The sequence below is a fragment of the Pseudoalteromonas apostichopi genome, from assembly GCF_030297135.1.
Lineage (GTDB): Bacteria > Pseudomonadota > Gammaproteobacteria > Enterobacterales > Alteromonadaceae > Pseudoalteromonas > Pseudoalteromonas apostichopi.
The window spans coordinates 754,128-777,196 of sequence record NZ_AP028065.1 but is presented as its reverse complement, the minus strand read 5'-3'; the positions used below and the strand labels follow the sequence as shown (position 1 = coordinate 777,196).

Here is a 23,069-nt window from a genome sequence, read left to right as displayed (position 1 = left end):
GCTGATAGCTGATAGCTGATAGCTGATAGCTGATAGCTGATAGCTTGATGGTGTTCCCCAAGTATGCGGTGCCCGGTGTCAGTCCTGAAACCTTGAGGTTTCAGGGCGGGGATCTGCGGTCTACCGTAGGCTTCTCGGTACATGCCGAGCTTGCACAATAGTAAACGAACAGAAACCCTAACATAAAATTTATCGGCTCAGGGACTTAACCAAGCTCCTACACCCTAGGGAACACCTTCAGTATATAAGACAAGTTTCAATCCTTAAACCATAGAAGTAAAAAAAGCGGATCGTTCGCGTAGTTTTTCCCCACCTTTAACTGCTTATTTACTTTTCAGATTGCTTTTTGACCTCAATCATACAATTAATTGGAGTTGCGATTTATCGAGTGGTAGCATGGCGTTACTTAGCCGAACAAAGAAAAAGTTATGAGCACGTTACCTGATTACCAACAAGCCCAATTGTTATTAGAAAAAAATGAAATTTTCGTCGCACCAGCCGAAGCCCATGGTGTGATCAGTGGTTTATTAGCCTGTGGCATCAATATTGAAGCCGAAGAATACTTAGGTTTACTAAGTGATGTATTCAACGATGGCTTAGCCTTCAATAAAGATTTAAAAGCATTTTTTGCTGACGTTTATTCTCAGGTTGTGGCCAGCTTTAGTGATGAAGAATTTCAGTTTGATCTATTCTTACCAAGCGATGATGAAACACTGATCGATTTAGCTAATGGATTAGTATCTTGGGTATCGGGTTTTATGCTTGGTTTTGGGTTAAAACAAAAAGATTACGGCAAGTTATCAGCTGACGTGAAAGAAGTAATTAGCGATTTTAGTGAAATTACCCGCTTAGATACCATGTTTGAAGAGACCGAAGAAGATAGCCAAGCACTGCACGAGGTGATTGAATATGTGCGTGTTTCTGCGTTGTTATGTTTTGCTGAGCTAGGTAAAGAGCCTACAGACAAAAATCCTAAGAAGACCCTTCACTAATCAAATTACAGAGGTTTAGCATGTCGTCTATTGTAATCGATAAAGCTGAATTTAAAGCCCGTCGTGAGCGTCTGCTTGCGATGATGGATAAAAACAGTGTGGCTATTATTCCTGCTGCAGGAGAAGTAACACGTAGTCGTGATACTGAGTATGCATTTCGCCAAGACAGTGATTTCTTCTACCTAACAGGGTTTAACGAACCGGATGCAGTTTTAGTATTGTGTCCGTCGAGCGATACGCCAAGTACTCTTATTTGCCGTAACAAAGACAAACTGGCTGAAATTTGGCATGGTCGCAGAATAGGCTTCGAAAAGGCTAAATCTGAGTACTTATTCGACGCAACTAGCCCACTTACTGAACTAGATGAACAATTATTAGATTTGGTGAACGGCCAGCAGATTTTATTTTATGCACAAGGCACTTACCCAAACTTCGATGCAAAGATCTGGGATTTATTAAGCACACTTCGCGGCGCACCTAAAAAAGGCTACAAAGCCCCGCACACCATTAAAGATATTCGTGGTTTAGTGCACGAAATGCGTTTATTTAAATCTGACGCAGAATTAAACATTATGCGCAAAGCCTGCGAAATTAGTGCGCAAGGTCATATTCGCGCTATGCAGTTTGCCAAACCAGGCGCAACTGAATACCAATTAGAAGCTGAACTGCATCATCATTATGCAATGAATGGTGCTCGTCATCCTGCTTATGGCACGATTGTGGGCAGTGGCGACAACGCCAATATTTTGCACTACACACAAAATGACGCTGAGCTAAAAGATGGTGATTTAGTGTTAATTGATTCTGGCTGTGAACTTGAAGGTTATGCGGCAGATATTACACGCACTTTCCCAATCAATGGCAAATTTAGCGAACCTCAAGCAGCGCTTTACAATATTGTATTAGCAGCCCAAGAAGCGGCATTTAGCCAAGTAAAACCGGGTGGTAGCTTATCTAAAGCCAATGAATTGGCCTCGACGGTACTTACGCAAGGGCTCATTGATTTAGGCATTCTAACGGGCGAGCTTGATGAACTAATGGCTAACCAAGCGTGCAAAGCCTTTTACATGCATGGACTTGGCCACTGGTTAGGGTTAGACGTTCACGATGTTGGTGAATATAAGCTTGATGAAAAAGAGCGTGTATTTGAGCCGGGCATGGTGCTAACCATCGAACCTGGTTTATATATTAGCGAAGATGCAAAAGCACCAGAGCAATATAAAGGCATTGGTATTCGTATTGAAGATAACTTACTTGTCACGCAAGATGGCCATGAGAACCTGACTATTTCGGTTCCAAAAACCATTAGTGACATTGAAGCAGTGATGCAAGCAAACAAAGGCTAGGAGCAAGCGTGGCAAAGCAGTTTGATGTTGTCATTATCGGCGGTGGAATGGCGGGTGCAAGTTGTGCACTGGGTCTAAAACAGAGCAATAAGCAGTTATCAATCGCTGTAATTGAGGCAAATGAAGTAAGCGCAGACTATCACCCAAGCTTTGATGATAGAAGCATTGCGCTGGCTCAGCAGTCGGTGCAATACTTAAAATCAATCAATGCCTTTGATTGCCAAGCGCCATTTGCGGCAGCGATTGAAAAAGTAACCGTATCTGATCGTGGTCATTTTGGTAAAACACATATTGATTGCCAAGAATACGGCCATGATGCCCTTGGCTATGTGGTCGAAGTGAATCCATTTGGGCGTAGTCTTCATCAGCAACTCATGCGAACTGATGTCCGTTTATTTTGCCCTGATACAGTCGCCAAACTTGAATACCAGAGCGACTGTGCCAACATCACACTGAGCTCAGGTGAGCAGTTAAGTGCAAAGCTTGTGGTGATTGCTGATGGTGCTCATTCACAAAGCCGTAAGTTGGCCAATATTGAATTTAATACCCGCGCTTATCAGCAAGCGGCAATTATTGCCAACATCGAAGTGGCTGGTGGTCATCATCATCATGCTTTTGAGCGTTTTACGGAATACGGCCCAATGGCACTGTTGCCAATGAGTAATAATAGATACTCACTAGTATGGTGCATGGAGCCTGAGCAAGTTGAGCACTATATGACACTTGAAGATGATGCTTTTTTAGCTGCTTTACAAAAAGCATTTGGTTATTGTGGCGGCTCATTTAGCAAAGTGGGTATGCGTGCAAGTTATCCGCTTGTGTACGGTAAAGCAGAGTCACTTAGCAGCCATCGCACGGTATTAATAGGGAATGCAGGCCACGCTATTCACCCAATTGCAGGGCAGGGCTTTAACTTAGGCCTGCGAGATGTACAACTATTGTGTGATATGGCTAATAGAAGCGACCTTGGTGATTACGCTTTTACCCGTTATTACAGTCAAACGCGTAGCAAGGACATTACTACCGTGATGACACTCACAGACAGCCTAGTGCGTTTGTTCTCAAACTCATCACGATTGCTCGCACTTGGTCGCAGCATTGGCCTTTTCTCAATGGATTTATTCTCCTCGTTAAAAACCCCGCTGGCAAAACAGCTTATGGGTCAGGTTAAGCAAGGTAAACGGATATGAAACAAGCACAAGTTTGTATTGTCGGTGGTGGTTGTGTTGGTCTTACGCTAGCACTTGGTTTAGCAAAAGCAGATATCAGTGTTGTAGTTGTTGATGCAAGTAAAAATCAAACCTTACCGGGTGATGATTATGCACTTCGAGTAAGCGCATTGAGTCTTGCCAGTCAGGGCTTATTTGAGTCTTTGAATGCTTGGCAAGAGATTATTAAACAGCGTGCCACACCTTATACGTCGATGGATGTACGTGACCAAGACAGCTTTGGTAAAATTCATTTTGATCATAACGATCTCGACTTATCACAGCTAGGTCATATCGTTGAAAATGATATTATTCGCTACGCTTTAATTAGCGAACTTGAAAAGCAAAGTAATGCCACTTTATTGTTCGAAACCCGTTATCAGCAAATTCATCAAACTGAATCTGATGTATTTATTACGCTTGAAAGCGGCGAGCCTGTGATTGCTAAATTATTAGTGGCTGCTGATGGTGCTAATTCGGCTATTCGCAAGCAGTTCAATATGCCAATTACTTTTAAAGATTACGACCATCACGCCATTGTTGCTACGGTTAAAACGTCTGATGAGCATAACAACACGGCACGCCAAGTATTTTTGCCAACAGGGCCGCTGGCGTTCTTACCGTTACCAGACAAACACACGCATTCAATTGTATGGTCAACAAGTCCAGAGCACTGCGAGACACTCTTAGCGCTTGATGATAGCAACTTTAATAAAGCAGTAATGGCAGCCCTTGATGGTCAATGTGGTTTATGTGAAGTGCAAAGTGAGCGCATGGCATTTCCACTTAAGATGCGTTATGCCCAACAGTGGGTGTCGGGCAAAGTGGTATTAATGGGCGATGCAGCGCATACCATTCATCCATTAGCTGGTTTAGGTATGAATCTTGGCCTAAAAGACGCCGCATATTTAATTGAGCTTTTAAGTAATGAGCAAGGTGAGTTTGCAAGCGCGCGCACACTGCGTGATTATGAACGTACTCGCAAGCTTGATGCACAAAAACACATTGCTATGATGCAAGGCTTAAAAGAGTTATTTGCAGGGGCTAACCCACTGAAAAAACTTGTACGTGGAGTTGGTTTAAGCCTAGTTGATAACCTTGGTCCAATAAAACATTTGTTCGCAAAAGAAGCGATTGGTAAATAATTGTTATTTCTAAATTTAAGCCGCAGCTAAGCAATTAGCTGCGGCTTTTTTGCACTTATATGAACGCAAAATGATAGCGCTGTCATTTTTGTTGGTGTATGATTAAATTTTTGTGATTGGTATGGAAATTAAACAGCTTTATCGAGTTGTATACTAGATTCCAACCAAATAAAAATAATTAAACTAAGAGAACAATTATGGAAGCAACGGTTGAGTGTGACAACAACACAAAACAAAGCATCTGGCTGCCAATGGTATTGGCCGGCTCAATGTTTTTTATCTTAGGGTGTATAACGTGGCTTAATGGTGCTATCACGCCATTTTTGCAGCAAATGCTTGAGCTTTCGCCGTTACAAGCTTCGTTTATCATCTCTTCTTTTTATATAGCGGTAACAGTTGCCGGCATCCCATCGGCCATGCTGATCAAGCGCGTTGGTTATAAGAATGGCATGGCGATTGGCTGTGCGATTATGGCTTTATCGGCGCTGATGTATATTCCCGCTGCAAAACTGCAAATGATCGAGATTTTCTTGTTCGCGCAGCTAATGATTGGTGTTGGGCAAACCGTGCTTCAAACCGCAGTTAACCCATATGTGGTTAAAATGGGCTCTGAGAAATCAGCCGCCGTGCGTGTTTGTATTATGGGCTTATTAAACAAATTTGCAGGCGTGATCGTGCCGGTGATTTTTGCTGCAGTGGTAGTAAGCGGTGTTGTAGATGGCGCAGGTAAACTATCGCAAGAACAAAAAGATATTATGGCTAATAGCCTGATCATACCCTATGTATTGATTGCAGCTTTAATCATGTTATTTGCCGCATTTGCTAAATTTGCTCCATTACCTGATTTAGTTTTTGATGAAGACAAAACATCAAACGGTAAAGGTGAAATTAAAGAAACGCTTGCACACCCACACTTGGTTTTAGGTGTTGTTGGTATTGCACTATACGTTGCTGTTGAAGTTATTGCGGCAGACACAATTGGCTCTTACGCATTACAAATTGGCGTTGCCGACTACTCTGTCATGACCTCTTATACTATGGCGTGTATGTTGATTGGTTACGCAATTGGTATTTTGACTATTCCGCGCTTTATGAGCCAACAAACAGCGTTATTAATGTCGGGTATTGCTGGTATTATTACCGTGTTGCTAGTGGTACTTGGCAGCAATGATTCATTCATTATTTCAAACTTATTATTAGTGCCATTTGGTGGCCCTGAGTTACCGGACCCTCTTTTGTGCATTGCGTTATTAGGCTTTGCTAATGCAATGGTTTGGCCTGCTATTTGGCCACTGGCTTTAGCTGGTTTAGGTCGCTTAACAGGCACTGCATCAGGCTTACTTATTATGGGTATTGCCGGTGGTGCACTCGGCCCATTGTTAATTGGTTTAGGCAATGTTGCTGGCCTTGGCGCACAAGGTGCATATATTGTCATGATCCCAAGTTATGTATTCATTTTATTCTATGCCTTAAAAGGCCATAAGATGAGAAGCTGGTAGTAAATTAGCAAACTAATTATAAAGTTATGCAAAGCCGCGGTCCGCCCATCACCGCGGCTTTTTTGATCGTAAACTAAAGCCATCAGATGAAAAAGTTACCGAGATATGAGTTGTAGGAGGCGTTTTAACGCCGAAAAAAGGAGATATTAGATATCAGTCGTCAGAAGTCAGAAGTCAGAAGTCAGAAGTCAGAAGTCAGAAGTCAGAAGTCAGATTAGATTGTGCCTGCGCATAGTTAAAGTGAAATTTATTTCGCGCGCTGAGCATAAGAGCTATCAGCCGTCAGCTATCAGATGAAAAAGTTACCGAGATATGAGTTGTAGGAGGCGTTTTAACGCCGAAAAAATCGAAGGGGTAGGTACTCCAACCTAAAACCAACGCTATGCTGTTAGCACCTAGCACCTAGCACCTAGCACCTAGCACCTAGCACCTAGCACCTAGCACCTAGCACCTAGCACCGTAGGCGTGAAATTTATTTCGCGCGATGATCTATTTAAAACGTGTCATGTAAGCAGAACGACTACATATTTCATTTACTACGCGATATAAAATGGCAGCTACAATTTTGCTAACTCTCACCCACAAAAAAGCCGTGGGATTTTCATCACACGGCTTTTTAAATTTCGCTAAAACGTTTTATTAAAACGAGTAGCTGTAACCCAGTTGTAGGCTACGTGGTTTGCCAGGTTGAATACCACCATTTGCACGGTTTGCAACGTAGGTTTTGTCAAACAGGTTGTCTATTGTTAAGTACACTTTTTGTTTGTCGTCGATTAGGTATTTAGCAGCTAAATCCCACACAACGCGGCTGTCGATTGCATTGCGACCTGAGTCTGTTAAGTCTGCGTGTGCATCAGACACGTAACGCATTTGTGTATCGAATACAAAGTTTGAGAACTCAGCACCTACAGAAAGCGCTAATTGGTTTTCAGGTACGTATGGCATTGCATCGCCTTTTTCTACGCTACCCCAAAGATCAGATTCAAATGCATTATCGAACTCAGAATCAGTGTAAGTGTATGTTAAGCGAACTGGGAATGAAGCTGCATTTGTAGCAAACACTTTACCTGCGCTTAGCTCAAAACCAGATACCGATACTTCACCGTAGTTGTATTGATCGCCAATGTTGTCATCGCTACAACCAACAGACGCAGTACAGTTACCGTGCATGTTTGTGTAGTCAGAGTTAAAGTAAATTACTTCACCTTGAATGCCAGCGTAATCGTAACGACCACCTAGCTCAATGTTGACACTCTCTTCTTCTTCTTGGTTTGCATTACCAGGGGCTGCTGGTGCGTAACCTTTTTGAATACCAGCAAGCAGCGTTAGGTTGTCGCTTACTGTGTATGTTGCACCTAGAGATGGCACTAAGATCTCAGTGTCGTTGCTGATGTCTTTTGTTAAACCATTTTCACGGTTTGGATCAGACTTAGCCCATTCAACACGTTTGATTGTGATGTCTTCGTAGCGAAGACCAGCACTAATTACTAATGCATCAAGTGACCACTCATCTTGAATGAAAAGGGTAGTCGCTTCGGCGCTATCTAAACGGTTACTGTTTGAACCTGGAACGCCTTTTTCTGTTAGCATCATTGATAAGTCTTGGTTAAGCGTGTATTTGTCTTCCCACTGGAAACGATCCATTTCATCTTCATGGTAACGTGCTCCAACAGTAAAGTAGTGGTTACCTGCAGGAATATGGAATTCAGTTTGTAAGCCTTTTGCTTGGTAATCACGGTTATTTGCTTTTACGCCAACACCCTCAATACCTTCGCTCGTTGGGTTTGCTTCAAATTCACTGTATTGCTCAAGGTAACTTGTGCTTACTTTACTTGCTTTATACCAGTTACGGTGGAAGTCGTTTAAGTAAGCTGTAGCAAGTAGCTCGTAACCTTTACCAAAACGGTATGCATAGTTAATTTGGTATGCATTGTGTTGTGTGTTCATTTCGTCGTTTTGCGATGCAGCATAACGACGATAAGGGGTTGCTTGGTAATCAGCGTCAGTTAAACCCATGTAAGTTTCGTCAGAACGCTCGTCTGAGTACTTTAATTTCATTTCTAGGCTGTGTGCTTCGTTGTCACCAAAGTCAAAACCAAACTTTAATAAGAAATCGTTCTTTTCAAAGCCTGTGTTGTCGCTGCCAACTGGTAAGTCTTTAAAGCCATCTGCGCCGTAAGTAAATACTTCTACAAGGCCAGCAGCGTTGTTTTTCTTTTTACCGAAGTAAGCATGACCTTTGTAGAAACCATCGCTACCAAGTTCAGCGTTAAGTAAACCTTTAGAGCCTTCTGTTGGTAAGCTACGCGAAACTAAGTTTAAAACACCACCGGTTGTACGCGGACCATACTTAACAGAAGCAGCACCTTTTAGTACTTCGATAGACTCCATACGACCCATAGTAGGGAAGTAGTAAGCAGAAGGAGCAGAGTAAGGTGCAGGTGCTACAAGTACACCATCTTCCATTACAGAGATTTTGTCGTTACGGCCTGTGCCTGTACCACGCATACCGATATTAGGACGAAGACCATAGCCGTCTTCTTCTTGTACATATACACCAGGTACAGCACTTAAAACACGAGAGATATCAGTGTATTCAAACTTTTCTAGTTCTTGCTCGTCTATGAATGTAGCAGAACCTGGAATATCGTTAATTGCTGATGCAGAGCCAATTACAGTGATCTGCTCAAAGTTTTTCTCTTCTTTAGTTACATCTTTTGCAAAAGCATTCGCGCTTAAAGATAAAGCGACAGCAGTCGAAAGCGTAGAAACAATAAACTTAGGTGTCATTGTGTGTCCTGTGTATTTAGATTTTTTTAACGGGCGCAATTAAAACATGTAATATAATGCGAATCAATCCTATTTGTAATAAAAGTGCTGTTATCTGTAAGTTGTTGTATTCATTTATTTAAATAAATTACAGTAGTATTGTAATATCATTCTGGTTCGGTGATCTGTTAAGTAAAACTTAACAAGTTAGCGAGTTAGAAAGGGGAAAGAGCAAAGAAGCTTTAAGCTAGATTGTGCCTGCACATAGTTAAATTGAAATGCTCGCCTGTAGGCGTGAAGTTTATTTCGCGCGATATTTCTTAAACAACGGGTAATTCGTAGGTCGGGCTTTAGCCCGTCAATGTAAGTGATTATGTGTCGCCATAAATGACGACCTACAATATTATTTTGCACAAAGAGAAGAGAATGAGAAGAGCCAAAAGAGAGTTTGTTTTCCTCTGAAGCGAAGCGTCTCTTGTCCTCTTTGTGATTTTTACTTTCTCTATATAGCGCGAAGCGCCTCGGGGCTCTCTGGGATTCAATACTTTTTGCACAAAGAGAAGACAATGAGAAGTGAATGAGTAACCCAATAAAAATTATTAGTTACTATCCTCTAAAGCGCAGCGTCTCTTGTCCTCTTTGTGAATATTCATTTTATTATGCGATATGAAATCGCTACTACAATTTTGCTAACTTGCTAACTTGCTAACTTGCTAACTTGCTAACTTGCTAACTCACACCTATGTCAAACGCAGGGCGATGAACTCAGCAAGTTTATCGACGGCGGTTCCTGGGTCTTCAGTGCGTTTAATTAAACTAATACCTATTTGCCCAAGTTCAGGTAGGTCTTTGGTTTGTAATTGGTAATTCAGCTCATTAGGTACGGTGCTTTTTGCGAGCACAGTAATGCCTAAGCCTTCTTTTAACGCGGCAGTCAGGCCGGTTAAGTCAGCATTACTGTAGGCAATACGGTATTTAATACCGGCACTTTGTAGTGCTTCTATTGCTCTGCGGCGATAAATACATCCCTCAGGAGCGGTGACTAGCGTTACCACATCGTTTTGTGCAAGGTTTAAATCGCCTACCCATACTAATTGGTCTTGCATAAAAATAGGGAACTTGGCTGACTCTAGCTCTTCGTTTAATGCCAGTACTAAATCGAATTGATCTTGGCGCGAGACCGACAACAAATGTTTACTCAAGCGAGAGCGAACTTCTAGTGATACATCCGGGTAGAGGGCAACGAAGTCACCAATGATTGAAGGTAGAATACGTGCGGCAAATTCACTGGGGATCCCCAAGCGCACTTTACCTGTGACATTTTCGCTGGTGAACTGCTGCAAAATAGCATCGTTTTGTTGCAGCATTTGTTTAGCTAATGGCATAAGCAATTCGCCATATTGATTAAGTACTTGGCGCTGACCTTGCTTTTTGAATAGCTTATGGCCAAGCATGTCTTCTAGGCGCTTAATTTGTAAGCTCACAGCAGGTTGCGATAGCCCCAATAATTCACCTGCTTTGGCAAACCCGCCAACTTCAACAACGGTTACTAAAGTACGTAAGCTATCGGTAGAAATGTTCTTCATTAAAAAATTCTATTTATAGGGCTATATATATAAGCATTATTTATCAATTGATAAATAATTACAATTTGTTGTTGCCAGCACGGCGCAATATACTTCAAGCATTAACGATTGATAGGTGTCACATATGACTTTTACGCCAATAATGTTTGCTCGTCACAGCCAAGCTGAGACTCCAGCAGATAATGTGCTACGAGCTAATAGCGATATTGCCATTATGGATTTTAGTGGCACTGAAGCAATCCCATTTTTAACGGCTATTTTAGGTCTTGATATTAATAAGCTAACTGCTAGCGGTTTAGGCTTACGTAGTTCATTAGACGATGACCTAACAAGCAGCTACGCTTATGCCCTGTACTACTTTAACGAAACTGCATTTCGTTTTGTGCTAGGTAAAGATGCTAGCGTGCAATTACAGTCGCTTATTAATGAGCAACAACTACGTTACGACATTGATTATGTAATGCGTGACGATTTAAGCGCGCTAACCCTAAGTGGTGAGCAGGCGTTTGATGCCTTGGTAGACAGCTTTAAGCTAACACCGGGGCTGCGTTTATCAGACATGCGCAGTTGTTATGGTGCACAAAGCGGTGAGGTATTTATTACTGCGATAGATAACCAAGCAACACAGCAATTTCAGCTGGTGGCGCGCCAAGCAGAGCTTGATAAATGGCAAACGCACTTACAGCAGCTCGGCTTTGATTTAGCCTTAGCCAACGTTGCTTAAAACATAAAATATTTAAAACAGCTACGCACTTGGGTGTTTAGCTGTTTTTTAGTTACAAAATCGCAATTTGGGTGTGACAACTGTGCAACTAATGTATAATCGCCGCCCATGTTATTCCCCCTCATTAAATTGAGGCCACGCCCCACACTAGTGGGTTAATTTAAAAGTGAAGGAATATTATGACTTCTAAAACAGTTTTACATGCTAAGCACCTAGAAGCTGGCGCAAAAATGGTTGATTTCCACGGCTGGGAAATGCCAATCAACTACGGCTCACAAATCGAAGAGCATAATGCGGTTCGCACAGATGCAGGTATGTTTGACGTATCTCACATGACAATTGTCGATATTCAAGGCGAGCAAGCACAAGCGTTCTTACGTAAGCTAGTTGCAAACGACGTTGCTAAGTTAACAGTACCGGGTAAAGCACTTTACACAGGTATGCTTAACGAAGAAGGCGGCGTAATCGACGACCTTATCATCTACTTCTTCTCAGAAACGAACTACCGTTTAGTTGTTAACTCAGCAACTCGTGAAAAAGATTTAGCGCATTTAGCTAAAGTTTCAGCTGATTTCGCCGTAACGGTAACTGAGCGTCCTGAGTTTGCAATGATTGCTGTTCAAGGCCCAAATGCACGTGCCAAAACAGCAAAAGTACTTACTACAGAGCAACAAGCTGCTGTTGAAGGTATGAAGCCTTTCTTTGGTGTGCAAGCGGGTGATTTATTTATTGCGACAACAGGCTATACTGGCGAAGATGGTTATGAAATCGTAGTGCCTAACGATCAAGCTGCTGATTTATGGCAACAACTTCTAGACGCAGGCGTAGCGCCAGCAGGTCTAGGTGCTCGTGATACATTACGTCTTGAAGCAGGTATGAACCTTTACGGTCTAGATATGGACGAAAGCGTTTCTCCACTTGCTGCAAACATGGCGTGGACAATCGCATGGGAGCCAGAAGATCGTAAGTTTATTGGTCGTGAAGTATTAGAACAGCAACGCGCTGACAAGAGCACAGACAAACTAGTTGGTTTAGTGCTTGAAGAAAAAGGCGTATTGCGTAGCGGTTTAAAAGTCATCGTTGAAGGTGGTGAAGGGGTGATTACCTCTGGTACATTCTCACCAACCCTTGGTCACAGTGTTGCGCTAGCACGCGTTCCGCGTTCAACTGGCGAAACAGCCCAAGTAGAGATGCGTAAAAAACTGGTTAACGTTAAGGTTGTTAAACCTTGCTTTGTACGTAACGGCAAATCAGTTATCTAAACTATAAAAAATTTGGTGTTATCACCCAATATAAACCAAAGGAACAAAAAGATGAGCAATATCCCAAGCGAATTAAAATATGCTACTTCACACGAGTGGGTTCGCGACGAAGGTGACGGTACGTTTACTGTAGGTATCACTGAGCACGCACAAGAACTTCTTGGCGACATGGTATTCGTTGAATTACCAGAAGTTGGTGATGAAGTTGACGCGGGTGAAGACTGCGCAGTAGCTGAGTCTGTAAAAGCAGCATCAGACATCTACGCACCAATCGGCGGTGAAATCGTTGCAATCAACGAAGAGCTTGAAGATTCGCCTGAAACAGTAAATAACGACCCGTACACTGACGGTTGGTTATTCCGTATCAAAGCATCTGACACATCAGAGCTTGATAACCTGTTAGACGCTGAAGGCTACGCTAACACAATCGACGAAGACTAATTAATTAGTCACGCCGACTAAAAGCCCCGTCTAGATCCCCAGCTAATTAAATGCGTAGCTTGGGTTTCACTGGGGCTTTTATGATTTTATAGCTTACTTTTCCATACGCTGTAAGTTACTGAATCAACCTGTTTTTAAGTTATTGCCAGTTACCCATTGGCAGTAACCACTTTTTTTTGGATCATAGGAATCTGGACAAATGTCAAACGCCAAATCTCTTGAACAATTAGAGCAAAAGCAAGATTTTATTCGCCGTCACATTGGGCCAAGCCCAGCGCAAGTAAGCGACATGCTGAGCGCTCTTGGAGTATCGAGTGTTGAAGAGCTGATCGGTCAAACGGTACCTGCAAGCATTCGCTTAGAGCAAGGTTTATCAATTGGCGAAAGCCGCACTGAAGTTGAAACACTAAGCTACTTAAAATCAGTAGCAAGCAAAAATAAAGTGTTCAAATCATACATCGGTCAAGGCTACCACCCAACTCACGTGCCACACGTAATTTTACGTAACGTACTTGAGAACCCAGGCTGGTACACTGCGTATACACCATACCAACCAGAGATTGCACAAGGTCGTTTAGAATCATTATTAAACTTCCAGACTATGACCCTAGACCTAACGGGTCTTGATTTAGCAAGCGCGTCATTACTTGACGAGTCAACGGCTGCTGCAGAAGCAATGGGCCTTGCAAAGCGTGTTGCTAAAGCTAAAAAAGCAAACATCTTCTTCATTGCTGATGACGTACACACGCAAACTATCGACGTTGTTGCTACACGTGCAGACCAGTTCGGTTTTGAAGTTGTTGTTGGTCCTGCAAGCGAAGCGGCTAATCATGAGATTTTTGGTGCATTATTCCAATACCCATCAACAACCGGTGAAATCACTGACGTAACTGACCTAATCGCACAAGTACAAGACAAAAAAGCGATTGCCTGTGTTGCTGCAGACATCATGAGCTTATTAATGCTTAAAGCACCAGGTAAACTAGGTGCAGACGTAGTACTTGGTTCAGCACAGCGTTTTGGTGTACCTATGGGTTACGGTGGTCCACACGCTGCATTCTTCGCAACACGCGACAAGTACAAGCGTTCACTACCAGGTCGTATTATCGGTGTTTCTAAAGACCGTTTAGGTAACGACGCACTACGTATGGCAATGCAAACACGTGAACAACACATTCGTCGTGAAAAAGCCAACTCAAACATCTGTACAGCGCAAGTATTACTAGCGAACATGGCAGCGTTCTACGCGGTTTACCACGGTCCACAGGGCCTTAAAACGATTGCTGAGCGTATTCACCGTTTTGCAGACATCTTAGCAGCAGGCTTAAAAGCGAAAGGCGTAAACCTTAAGCACGACACATGGTTCGATACACTGACTGTTGTTGCAGATAACAAAGACGAAATCGTTGCACGAGCAGTAGCAAACGGCGTTAACTTTGCGTCTAACCGTGCAGGTGAATACTCAATTTCTGTATCAGAAACAACAACTCGTGCAGACGTAGCTGAGCTATTCGACATCATCTTAGGTGAAGGTCACGGCCTAAGCGTCGACGCACTGGCAAACGAAATCGAAGTAAACGGCAGCAACTCTATTCCTGCAAGCCTAGTACGCGATGACGAAATTTTAACGCACCCTAACTTCAACTCGTACCACAGCGAGACTGAAATGTTGCGTTACATCAAGCGCCTAGAGAACAAAGATTTAGCGCTTAACCACTCAATGATCTCATTAGGTTCATGTACCATGAAACTTAATGCGACAGCTGAGATGATCCCTATCACTTGGCCTGAGTTTGCAAACTTACACCCATTCTGCCCACTTGATCAGGCAGCGGGTTACCAAATCATGATGACAGAGTTACATGATTGGTTAGTAAACATCACAGGTTACGATGCAGTTTCACTACAACCTAACTCAGGTGCACAAGGTGAATATGCAGGCTTAATCGCAATTCGTAAATACCACGAGTCACGCGGTGAAGGTCACCGTAACGTATGTTTGATCCCAAGTTCAGCGCACGGTACAAACCCAGCGTCTGCACAAATGGCAAGCATGAAAATCGTGGTTGTTGACTGTGATAAAAACGGTAACGTTGATATGGCAGACCTTAAAGCGAAAGCCGAAGAGGTATCTGAAAACCTATCTTGTATCATGATCACTTACCCATCTACACACGGTGTTTACGAAGAAACAATTCGTGAAATCTGTGACATCGTGCACCAGCACGGCGGTCAAGTGTACATGGACGGCGCAAACATGAACGCGCAAGTAGGTGTTACAAGCCCAGGTTCAATCGGTTCTGACGTATCGCACCTTAACCTACACAAAACATTCTGTATTCCACACGGTGGTGGTGGTCCAGGTGTTGGCCCTATCGGTGTTAAATCTCACCTAGCGCCATTTATGCCTAACCACAGCGTAATTAATGTTGCTGGCACAAACATCGGTAACGGCGCGGTTTCTGCTGCCCCTTACGGCTCAGCAGCTATTCTACCAATCTCGTGGGCATACATTGCTATGATGGGCTCTGAAGGCTTAAAACAAGCAACAGAAATGGCTATCGTGAACGCTAACTACTTATCTGAGAAGCTAAGCGAGCACTACCCAATTTTATACCGTGGCCGTAACAACCGCGTTGCGCACGAGTGTATTGTTGACCTACGCCCAATCAAAGAGCAAACAGGCGTTACAGAAATGGACGTAGCTAAACGTCTACAAGACTACGGTTTCCATTCACCAACTATGTCATTCCCAGTAGCTGGCACACTAATGATTGAGCCAACTGAGTCTGAGTCTAAAGTTGAGATCGACCGTTTCATCGAAGCAATGGTGTCAATCAAGTCAGAGATCGACCGTATCGCATCTGGCGAATGGTCAATTGAAAACAACCCGCTAGTGTTTGCACCGCACACACAAGCAGACGTACTAGGCAATGAGTGGGACCGTGCATACGACCGTTTCTACGCAGCATTCCCAGTACCAAGCGTAGCAAAAGACAAATTCTGGCCTACAGTAACCCGTATCGATGACGTATACGGCGACCGTAACCTAGTTTGTTCATGCCCAGCGGTTGAGACATACCGTGACTAAGGTTTGATTAAATTCAAATGCCAAAAAGCCGTTGCAGCAATGCAACGGCTTTTTTGTTGGAGAAAGTTAGCGAGAGGAAAGTTAGCGAGAGGAAAGGGGAAAGTCGCGAGGAACGAGTTTCGAGATGTGTGTTGTAGGAGGCGTTTTAACGCCGAAAAAAGAGTTATTAGATATCAGTGGTTAGAAGTCAGATTAGAATACAAGTTAGCGAGTTAGAAAGGGGAAAGAGTAAAGGAGCTTTAAGCTATAAGTTTTAAGTAAGATTTTGCCTTACATTGTTATGGTTAACCCCGATACCGTAGGCGTGAAGTTTATTTCGCCGCATTAGCGCTTGTTGTAGCGCAGGCTTTAGCCTGAAAGTATTTTTCAGGAATATATCGGGATAAATCCGCGACCTACATTAAAACCCTTATTCAAGGTTTTTGCCAGATTGCTGGCTGTAACCAAGGGGCGGCTGCCGCCGACCGTCTCTTGGAACCCCGCGGCGTCCCGAGTATCACGCGTAACCCTTCAAATCAATAATTGAAGTGAACGCAAGCGGCGAAAATAGGCCATCTACGGCCTAATTTCGCCTTATCGTGCATCCATGCACGATATTACTCATCAATTGCTTATTATTAGGGCATGATGACGGGGGGGGAGATGTTAAACGTGAGATTGGGAGTTAGTCTTGGCAAAATTCAAGTGTTTATAAAATGTTTCAAAGAAATACATTACTCGATTTTTGTAAAGAAATTGGGTAATGTATTTCTTTTTATAGTAATCGGTATTAGAAAGTGGGAATAAAAGTTGGTTTATTTTTTATAATAAGTTTATTTATAAATTTTTATAGTTATGCAAGCTCTCCTGATTATTATCTGAATCAATGGTATCTATATGGTGGTGCATTAAATGATACTGAAGTAGGGGGAATTGGCTATGATAAATATCTTTTAGAAGGGATAGATGAAAGTAACGAAGTAGTAACAGTTATTTTATCTTCCGGTATAGACGTAAACCACGAAGACTTAAGTGGATCTATGTGGGTAAATGAAAACGAGATACCGTCAAATGGCATCGATGATGACAATAATGGATATATCGATGACATACATGGAATTAATCCAAGTCTTTTAAATGGGGATTTGATTGATGAATATGGGTTTGGTACAGCTATGGCAGGAGTTATAGCTGGGACTAAAAACAATATCGGTATTAATGGCCTATCATCAAATAACAAAATTATAGGATGTAAGGTTTCCCCTGATGTTTACACTAGAGACTATATAAAGTGTATTGACTATATAATAGGTTTAAAAAATCAGCTTAACTTAAATATTGCTTCGGTTGTTTATGACTGGACATCGACTGGTTTGAAAATCGGGCAGTTAGATCATAATGTACTGTACGCTACCCAATTGACACACAACGCTATAAAGAAGCTAGAAGCTAATGATATCTTAGTTATAGCGCCAGCGAGATATGGCTTTGATTACCCTATTGATGGTGATACTGATTTTACTTTTAGTCTCCCACAAAGCTTACTAATGTCTAATACGATACTTGTATCAGGTATTTATTTAAATGGTTATTTAAATATGTCAGGTGGTAATAGTATTAGTACTTTCGCTGCATCCGATTATATTTTTTCTACGTCTTATAAAAAGCGTTATGAGCCACTTAACGCAGACTTTACATTTGAACCAAAAGATGTCCCTTTAGAAAATCTACATAAAGTGGAAGTGATGACAGAACATTTTACTACTGGTAATGATTCATGGGGGTTTATTGATAATCAAGCTACACTAATTCTTCCTTCATTAGACTTCAGTAGAACAGAGGAAAAGGAGTTTGTAATTTCATTTGATTTACTTAATAACTCTAAAAAATCCATACACTTAGAAGTAATGAAAAAGGATGGTTCTTGGTTGCCAGTTAGTAATACATTTCATAGGAGTGTTGAATGGTATGAATACTCAAGGCTATTTTCATTAGAGTATTCGGATGTAGATTTTAGTGATGTTAAATTTAAATTAGTAACACATGTGAGCGATTCAGATGACAACAACTTGTATGTTGATAACATTAAAATAACTAAAAAAAGTCAAACAGTTGAAAAAGATGATTATAGGATTTCATCAGGTAACTTTATGGCGGTAGCACAAGTAGCGGGAGCTGCAGCATTACTAAAGTCAGCTAAAAACTTATCAATGCCTTCTATTCGAAACCTTATCATTTCATCAGGGGTTGATCTACAAAACGCAGAACATAGCTCTTTAAATAATAAAAGGTTAAGCATTATCGGAAATCATCAAGGGCTTTTAGATTGTAAAAATCAGCAGGTAACAAAAAGATTATACCCTCAAACAGAGCAATTTATTACTAGGGTAAAAGGAAAAGAGTTAATAATTAAAGGTATTAATATAAATTGCTCAGTGTCTCTTGGGGACATGACGATAAAAGATCTCACTAAAAATAAAGAGTATATTGCTAAAGATGATGGTCTTGGCTTAGATAAGTATGAAAATGATGGCTATAACATAGCAAGTATTACTTTTGATGATGTAGGAATGCATGAACTTTCAGTAGGATCTGATAAAACGATAGCTGTTTACTCTGTAAACCCTTATAAAATCCATACAGAGTTAGGAGATTTTTGGTTAGATAAGGAAGATATTAATGCCTATACGTTTGATGATTTCCCTTTCAAAATAAAAATAGGTGGTCTTAAAGAAGGGATCAATGCAAGTGTTAGAACAATTCAAAATAGATGGGCTGACCTAAATAATGCTCTTTCTATTTTTAGCTCATTTACTTCTGAGAATAATATAAAGCCGACTGTTTTATATGAAGGTAAAGTTAAAGAACATGCAAATATTTCAGGAGAGAAAAATAAAACAGAACCACAGTTTTCCGTCAATAGAACTCACAACATTCTTGATGAGGAAAGTACTCCACAAGAATATGATTATAAATATGTTTACAATGGTATCAGTAACCCTTGGGAAGAAGAAGTTACTTTAATCCCTTCAGAATTTGACCTACAAAAACTAGAATTGACTACCTTACCCATAAGCAATCAAAGATTAGTTACTGGAGAAGATAAAAATAGAGTTGTTATTTTTACTTCCCATTATGATCAATATGATCAGTTAGAGGATACGCATGGTGAAGTTCAAACTTTAATTTTTGAGCAAGGTTCTACTATTGTATATAGCTATAGGAACTTATCAGAAAATTTGAAATCAGCAATAACTACTGTCGGCATGGAAATAGGCTCAAATTATAAAATTAGCATGCCATTTGATGATAAAACTAACAGTAGTTATGTATTAAAAGATGATGATGGAGTTAATACTGCACCAGTTCAGAATGAAAATACAATTCTTATTAATCAGGAACAAAATATTTATAATATTGGAGAGTTATTTAGTGATGCTGATAATGACGTGTTACTTTATCGATTGGCGAATCAAGAAAGTTATTTCAGATTAAATGTCCTAGGCCAATTAACTGTCGATTATCAAAAAAGTTGGGTGGTAGGTGAGACTATAAAAGTAGATGTATTAGTAACAGATGGAGAAGTAAGTTTAACGAAAACACTCAATCTTCTGATTACAGAGGAACTTAATAATAAACCTTCGTTGAACCTTGAAAAGGTTACTTTGAATACTAGTGAAGAAATTATATTAAATCTTAATGAGTATATGAAAAATAATAATGGAGAAGATGTAAATATCTCTATACCTGAGGAGTCTAAGTTTTTTTCCATTCAATCTAATATTTTGACTGGAAAAATTATGAAATCTGAATTTTATTCGGCGCCGAGTAATTTAAAGTTGTTACTTAGCTATGGTGGTGAACTTGTGGAGCATGTTGTTAGTATTGAGCTTCATTATGTTAATCATTCCCCTGAAATTATTAAAGAACCAAGTACTATACAGCTTAATAAAGTTGAGGAAGTTGAAATACATTTATTAGATTTTTTCTATGATATGGATGAAGAGTTATTGAGCTTTCAAATATCAACAGACCTGAATTATTCAATTATGGATAACCACTTTATGTCATTGAGTGCAGGCTCTTTAGCTGAAGGGGAATATAGCTTGAAAATTGTGGCAACAGACAGTGAAAGTAATTCTTCAGAGCTAGAGTTTAAAGTTTTAATAAAAAATAATGTTGAACCATCTGAACAATTGATGAGCGAGAGCAGTTCAGGAGGAGTAATTGAATATTTTTATCTAATAATGTTCTTTTCCCTTTATTTGGTAAGGATAAAAACCAAAGGAGCCAAAGGCATAACCCATTAGAAAGTGTCGCTCAAGCAGGCAACGTTGTTTTCTTGAGCTACCACATTAAAAACCTTATTTAAGGTTTTGTCGCACTGGCGACGGCAGCCAAAGAGGGGCTGCCGTTGACCCCTCTCTGGACTTTCCTTGCGCTATCCGAGAAATTTGAGTCCACTCTGTTTAGTGCACCTTTAATCAAATTGATTTCATTGTAAGTGGTAGATTTAAAGCTTTCATTAGCTTAAAAATAGTTTCCCAGCGGGGTTTTATTTTACCATTTATTTTATAAATACTTTCACGGCTCAAGCCTGTTGACCTCGCAACATCACTCACTCCGTGTTTTTTCACAAGAAAGCCAATTGCTTCTATAAACGTATTAGGATCATCATTAGCTAGACAATCTCTTAGAAAGTCATTTAGTTTTCTTCCTGTGTTTCCATATAGTCAAATGTAAGAACCAAGGGACCAGGCTTTCTTTTTGCCTAACCCCATTACCAACCTACAACCAACACTATGCACCTCACTAACATGTGTTCTTAAACAGATAGCTTACGACTGAAATCTCTTATGTTTATCGCGCGAAATAAATTTCACGCCTACGGATGAGCATTTCAATTTAACAATGCGCAGGCACAATCTAATCTGAGTTCTAACGACTGATATCTAATATCTCTGTTTTTGTTCAGCGTTAAAACGCCTCCTAAACCTCGAATCTCGAATCTCGTTCCTAGCAACTTACCCTAAAACCAGTTACTTTGTTTTCGATCATTGCGCTATAAGATACTCAAATCTATACTTTTTGTATCGATCTTGATTAACAATATCAGCACTTTATAAGCGAATGGAAAATCTGAACATAGCCATGGCTGGGCTAACCGCCATTATCCTTTTTATTTTTGGGCTTGAGAACTTTTCTCGGGAAATTGAAAGTATATCGGGGGAACGCTTTCGTAAATCGTTAAGTCGCGCGACTAACATTCCTATTTTCGGGGTGCTAATTGGCGCTGTGGTGACGGCCTTTATTCAATCGAGTTCTGCGACGTCGGTGATCACGATAAGCTTGGTAAATGCGGGGGTGTTAACGTTTAAAAATAGTGTCGGTATTATTTTTGGGTCAAATGTGGGCACCACCATAACGGCTCAGCTGGTGGCTTTTAAGCTGACGGTATTTGCTCCTGTGATCATTATAATTGGCTTTTTTCTGTCGCTGACTCGCAATCGCTTTTCTATTTTTGGTAAGGCGATTTTCTATTTCGGTTTTGTGTTTTTTAGCCTTAACCTGATTTCTTCATCACTTGCACCATTACAAAACAACCCTGCATTAATTGAGATTTTAACTCAGCCGCAAAACCCGCTTTTAGCGATTTTAGTGGGCTGTGTATTTACTGCTATGGTGCAGTCGAGTTCGGTGACTACCGGGCTTGCCATTGTTTTTACTCAGCAAGGTATTTTGGGGCTTGAGAACGCGGTACCCATTATAATGGGGGCGAATATTGGTACCACAGCAACTGCTATGATCTCGGTGTTTGGTATGGATATCGCAGCTAAGAAAGCAGCGCTGAGCCACCTGTTGTTTAATGTGGGTGGGGTGCTTTTGTTTTTGCCCTTCATTTTATTGTTTGGTGATAAGTTAAGTGAAATTACGCTTGATCCCGCTGTCGCACTGGCAAACATCCACTTTATTTTTAATGTGGTTGCTAGTTTAGTTTTTATTGTTTTTGTTAACCCTTTTACGCGCTTTGTTGATTTTCTGCTTGGTGAAGGAAAAATGGACTTTGAGCGCCTTGAATTGCCGACTTACCAAGAAGATGAAGAGTTTCAGCACGTCGTCGATAAGTTAGAATCAGGTAACCAACAACTGCTTAACTTCTTAAAGGAAAACTACAATCAGGTCACGCTGAGCTTAGAGACCAACTACAAAGGTATTCAAGATACTGCACAAAAACGCTTGGAATATGTCAGTTTTGTTGAGAAGGAATACATCACTTATTTCACAACCATTGTTAGTAAAATCAATGATGAAGAGCAGTCACGAGAGTTAATGTTGCAAATTAATCGCTTTGATTATTTGTTCCAAATTCATGATTCCATCATTGATCTGTTTGAAAGTAAGCGGATTATGAATGAACAATTTATTGAATTAGAAAGCGATATTTTGATTATGATTCGCGAGCTTTCAAGTGATACGCTAACCCTGTTTACTCATACAAGCGAGAATTTAGAACAACCTAAAAATGACGAAATAGATAAAGCGGCTAGGTTATTGCAACTGCATCTGAATCAGGCGCAGCGAAAATTATTAATGCTACTTGCTGATACCAACAGAAAGGATGCCGGTACGCTGACAAATTTCGTAACCTATTCACAGCGGCTAAAAGATAAGCTGTTGAACTTACGTAAAATGTATTCTCGCAAAAATGCCGAGTTGTAGAAGGCGTTTTAAACCCGAATAAAAAAGGAGCTTGTAGGTTGGGTAGAGCGAAGCGAAACCCAACAGGTTAGCGAGTTATAAGGGGAAAGAATAAAGGAGTTATCAGCTTTCAGCCATAAGTTTTAAGTTAGATTGTGCCTTTACATCGCTAAAGCTAAACTCGCTACCGTAGGCGTGAAATTTATTTCGTGCGAGTAGGTTTGAGTAAAGTTAAAAAGCAAGACCTGAACCCACTTCTTTAGGCAAACATTTTAAATCTCTTAGGCGGGCGTCATGTGCTGAGGATTTATCGTATCTAGTTTAGTGA

The 23,069-nt window shown here is 40.9% G+C and carries 13 protein-coding genes, 1 other RNA gene and 1 pseudogene; 11 read left to right on the top strand and 4 right to left on the bottom strand.

Annotated features, from left to right (window positions below; genetic code table 11):
• Positions 1-50 precede the first annotated feature (50 nt).
• Positions 51-234: non-coding RNA, 6S RNA (ssrS, locus tag QUE86_RS03450), on the bottom strand.
• Between the two features lie 194 nt (positions 235-428).
• Here ssrS and QUE86_RS03445 point away from each other — a divergent pair.
• The 5 genes from QUE86_RS03445 (at position 429) to nagP (ending at position 6,190) form a co-directional block, all read left to right on the top strand.
• Complete coding sequence (locus QUE86_RS03445; protein WP_130050845.1) at positions 429-992, top strand: UPF0149 family protein; 564 nt, start codon at positions 429-431, stop codon at positions 990-992.
• Between the two features lie 20 nt (positions 993-1,012).
• On the top strand, positions 1,013-2,338 hold the full coding sequence (pepP, locus tag QUE86_RS03440) for a Xaa-Pro aminopeptidase (protein WP_286259236.1): 1,326 nt from the start codon (positions 1,013-1,015) through the stop codon (positions 2,336-2,338).
• 8 nt (positions 2,339-2,346) lie between these two features.
• On the top strand, positions 2,347-3,528 hold the full coding sequence (gene ubiH, locus QUE86_RS03435) for a 2-octaprenyl-6-methoxyphenyl hydroxylase (RefSeq protein WP_286259234.1): 1,182 nt from the start codon (positions 2,347-2,349) through the stop codon (positions 3,526-3,528).
• Positions 3,525-4,691, top strand: coding sequence for an FAD-dependent monooxygenase (locus QUE86_RS03430; protein WP_286259232.1), 1,167 nt, complete (start codon positions 3,525-3,527; stop codon positions 4,689-4,691). The genes ubiH and QUE86_RS03430 overlap by 4 nt, the downstream gene beginning before the upstream one ends.
• Before the next feature lie 197 nt (positions 4,692-4,888).
• Entirely contained in the window at positions 4,889-6,190 is a 1,302-nt protein-coding gene (gene nagP, locus QUE86_RS03425) for an N-acetylglucosamine MFS transporter NagP (protein ID WP_286259229.1), read from the top strand.
• Between the two features lie 639 nt (positions 6,191-6,829).
• Here the strand turns inward: nagP and QUE86_RS03420 are convergent.
• Together QUE86_RS03420 and QUE86_RS03415 are read right to left on the bottom strand one after the other, a co-directional pair.
• A complete protein-coding gene (locus tag QUE86_RS03420; protein ID WP_286259227.1) occupies positions 6,830-8,980 on the bottom strand; it encodes a TonB-dependent receptor family protein in 2,151 nt (716 codons plus the stop codon).
• A 719-nt stretch (positions 8,981-9,699) separates the two neighbouring features.
• Positions 9,700-10,545, bottom strand: coding sequence for a LysR family transcriptional regulator (locus QUE86_RS03415; protein ID WP_130050851.1), 846 nt, complete (start codon positions 10,543-10,545; stop codon positions 9,700-9,702).
• Between the two features lie 124 nt (positions 10,546-10,669).
• Between QUE86_RS03415 and QUE86_RS03410 the strand changes: the two genes are divergently transcribed.
• The 5 genes from QUE86_RS03410 to QUE86_RS03390 all read left to right on the top strand — a co-directional run bounded on the left by QUE86_RS03410 (position 10,670) and on the right by QUE86_RS03390 (position 20,352).
• The gene (locus tag QUE86_RS03410) at positions 10,670-11,269 is read left to right on the top strand and encodes a hypothetical protein (protein ID WP_130050852.1); all 600 of its coding nucleotides are present in this window, start codon (positions 10,670-10,672) and stop codon (positions 11,267-11,269) included.
• Positions 11,270-11,448: 179 nt separating this feature from the next.
• On the top strand, positions 11,449-12,531 hold the full coding sequence (gene gcvT / locus QUE86_RS03405) for a glycine cleavage system aminomethyltransferase GcvT (protein ID WP_286259223.1): 1,083 nt from the start codon (positions 11,449-11,451) through the stop codon (positions 12,529-12,531).
• A gap of 51 nt (positions 12,532-12,582) precedes the next feature.
• On the top strand, positions 12,583-12,972 hold the full coding sequence (gcvH, locus tag QUE86_RS03400) for a glycine cleavage system protein GcvH (protein WP_054551324.1): 390 nt from the start codon (positions 12,583-12,585) through the stop codon (positions 12,970-12,972).
• Between the two features lie 199 nt (positions 12,973-13,171).
• Entirely contained in the window at positions 13,172-16,063 is a 2,892-nt protein-coding gene (gene gcvP, locus QUE86_RS03395; protein WP_178927305.1) for an aminomethyl-transferring glycine dehydrogenase, read from the top strand.
• A gap of 776 nt (positions 16,064-16,839) precedes the next feature.
• The gene (locus QUE86_RS03390) at positions 16,840-20,352 is read left to right on the top strand and encodes a S8 family serine peptidase (RefSeq protein ID WP_286259215.1); all 3,513 of its coding nucleotides are present in this window, start codon (positions 16,840-16,842) and stop codon (positions 20,350-20,352) included.
• A gap of 174 nt (positions 20,353-20,526) precedes the next feature.
• Here the strand turns inward: QUE86_RS03390 and QUE86_RS03385 are convergent.
• A pseudogene (locus QUE86_RS03385) lies at positions 20,527-20,703 on the bottom strand (helix-turn-helix domain-containing transcriptional regulator); the annotation flags it as partial.
• A 469-nt stretch (positions 20,704-21,172) separates the two neighbouring features.
• On the opposite strand from QUE86_RS03385, the gene QUE86_RS03380 reads away from it, so the two are divergent.
• Positions 21,173-22,762, top strand: a complete 1,590-nt coding sequence (locus QUE86_RS03380) for a Na/Pi cotransporter family protein (RefSeq protein WP_286259214.1) — start codon at positions 21,173-21,175, stop codon at positions 22,760-22,762.
• The last annotated feature ends 307 nt before the right edge of the window (positions 22,763-23,069 follow it).

Coding starts and splice junctions, on each gene's coding strand:
- QUE86_RS03415 (WP_130050851.1), bottom strand. CDS start 10,545: ATGAAGAACATTTCTACCGATAGCTTACGTACTTTAGTAACCGTTGTT.
- QUE86_RS03445 (WP_130050845.1), top strand. CDS start 429: ATGAGCACGTTACCTGATTACCAACAAGCCCAATTGTTATTAGAAAAA.
- QUE86_RS03430 (WP_286259232.1), top strand. CDS start 3,525: ATGAAACAAGCACAAGTTTGTATTGTCGGTGGTGGTTGTGTTGGTCTT.
- gcvT (WP_286259223.1), top strand. CDS start 11,449: ATGACTTCTAAAACAGTTTTACATGCTAAGCACCTAGAAGCTGGCGCA.
- gcvH (WP_054551324.1), top strand. CDS start 12,583: ATGAGCAATATCCCAAGCGAATTAAAATATGCTACTTCACACGAGTGG.
- gcvP (WP_178927305.1), top strand. CDS start 13,172: ATGTCAAACGCCAAATCTCTTGAACAATTAGAGCAAAAGCAAGATTTT.
- QUE86_RS03380 (WP_286259214.1), top strand. CDS start 21,173: ATGGAAAATCTGAACATAGCCATGGCTGGGCTAACCGCCATTATCCTT.
- QUE86_RS03410 (WP_130050852.1), top strand. CDS start 10,670: ATGACTTTTACGCCAATAATGTTTGCTCGTCACAGCCAAGCTGAGACT.
- QUE86_RS03420 (WP_286259227.1), bottom strand. CDS start 8,980: ATGACACCTAAGTTTATTGTTTCTACGCTTTCGACTGCTGTCGCTTTA.
- pepP (WP_286259236.1), top strand. CDS start 1,013: ATGTCGTCTATTGTAATCGATAAAGCTGAATTTAAAGCCCGTCGTGAG.
- nagP (WP_286259229.1), top strand. CDS start 4,889: ATGGAAGCAACGGTTGAGTGTGACAACAACACAAAACAAAGCATCTGG.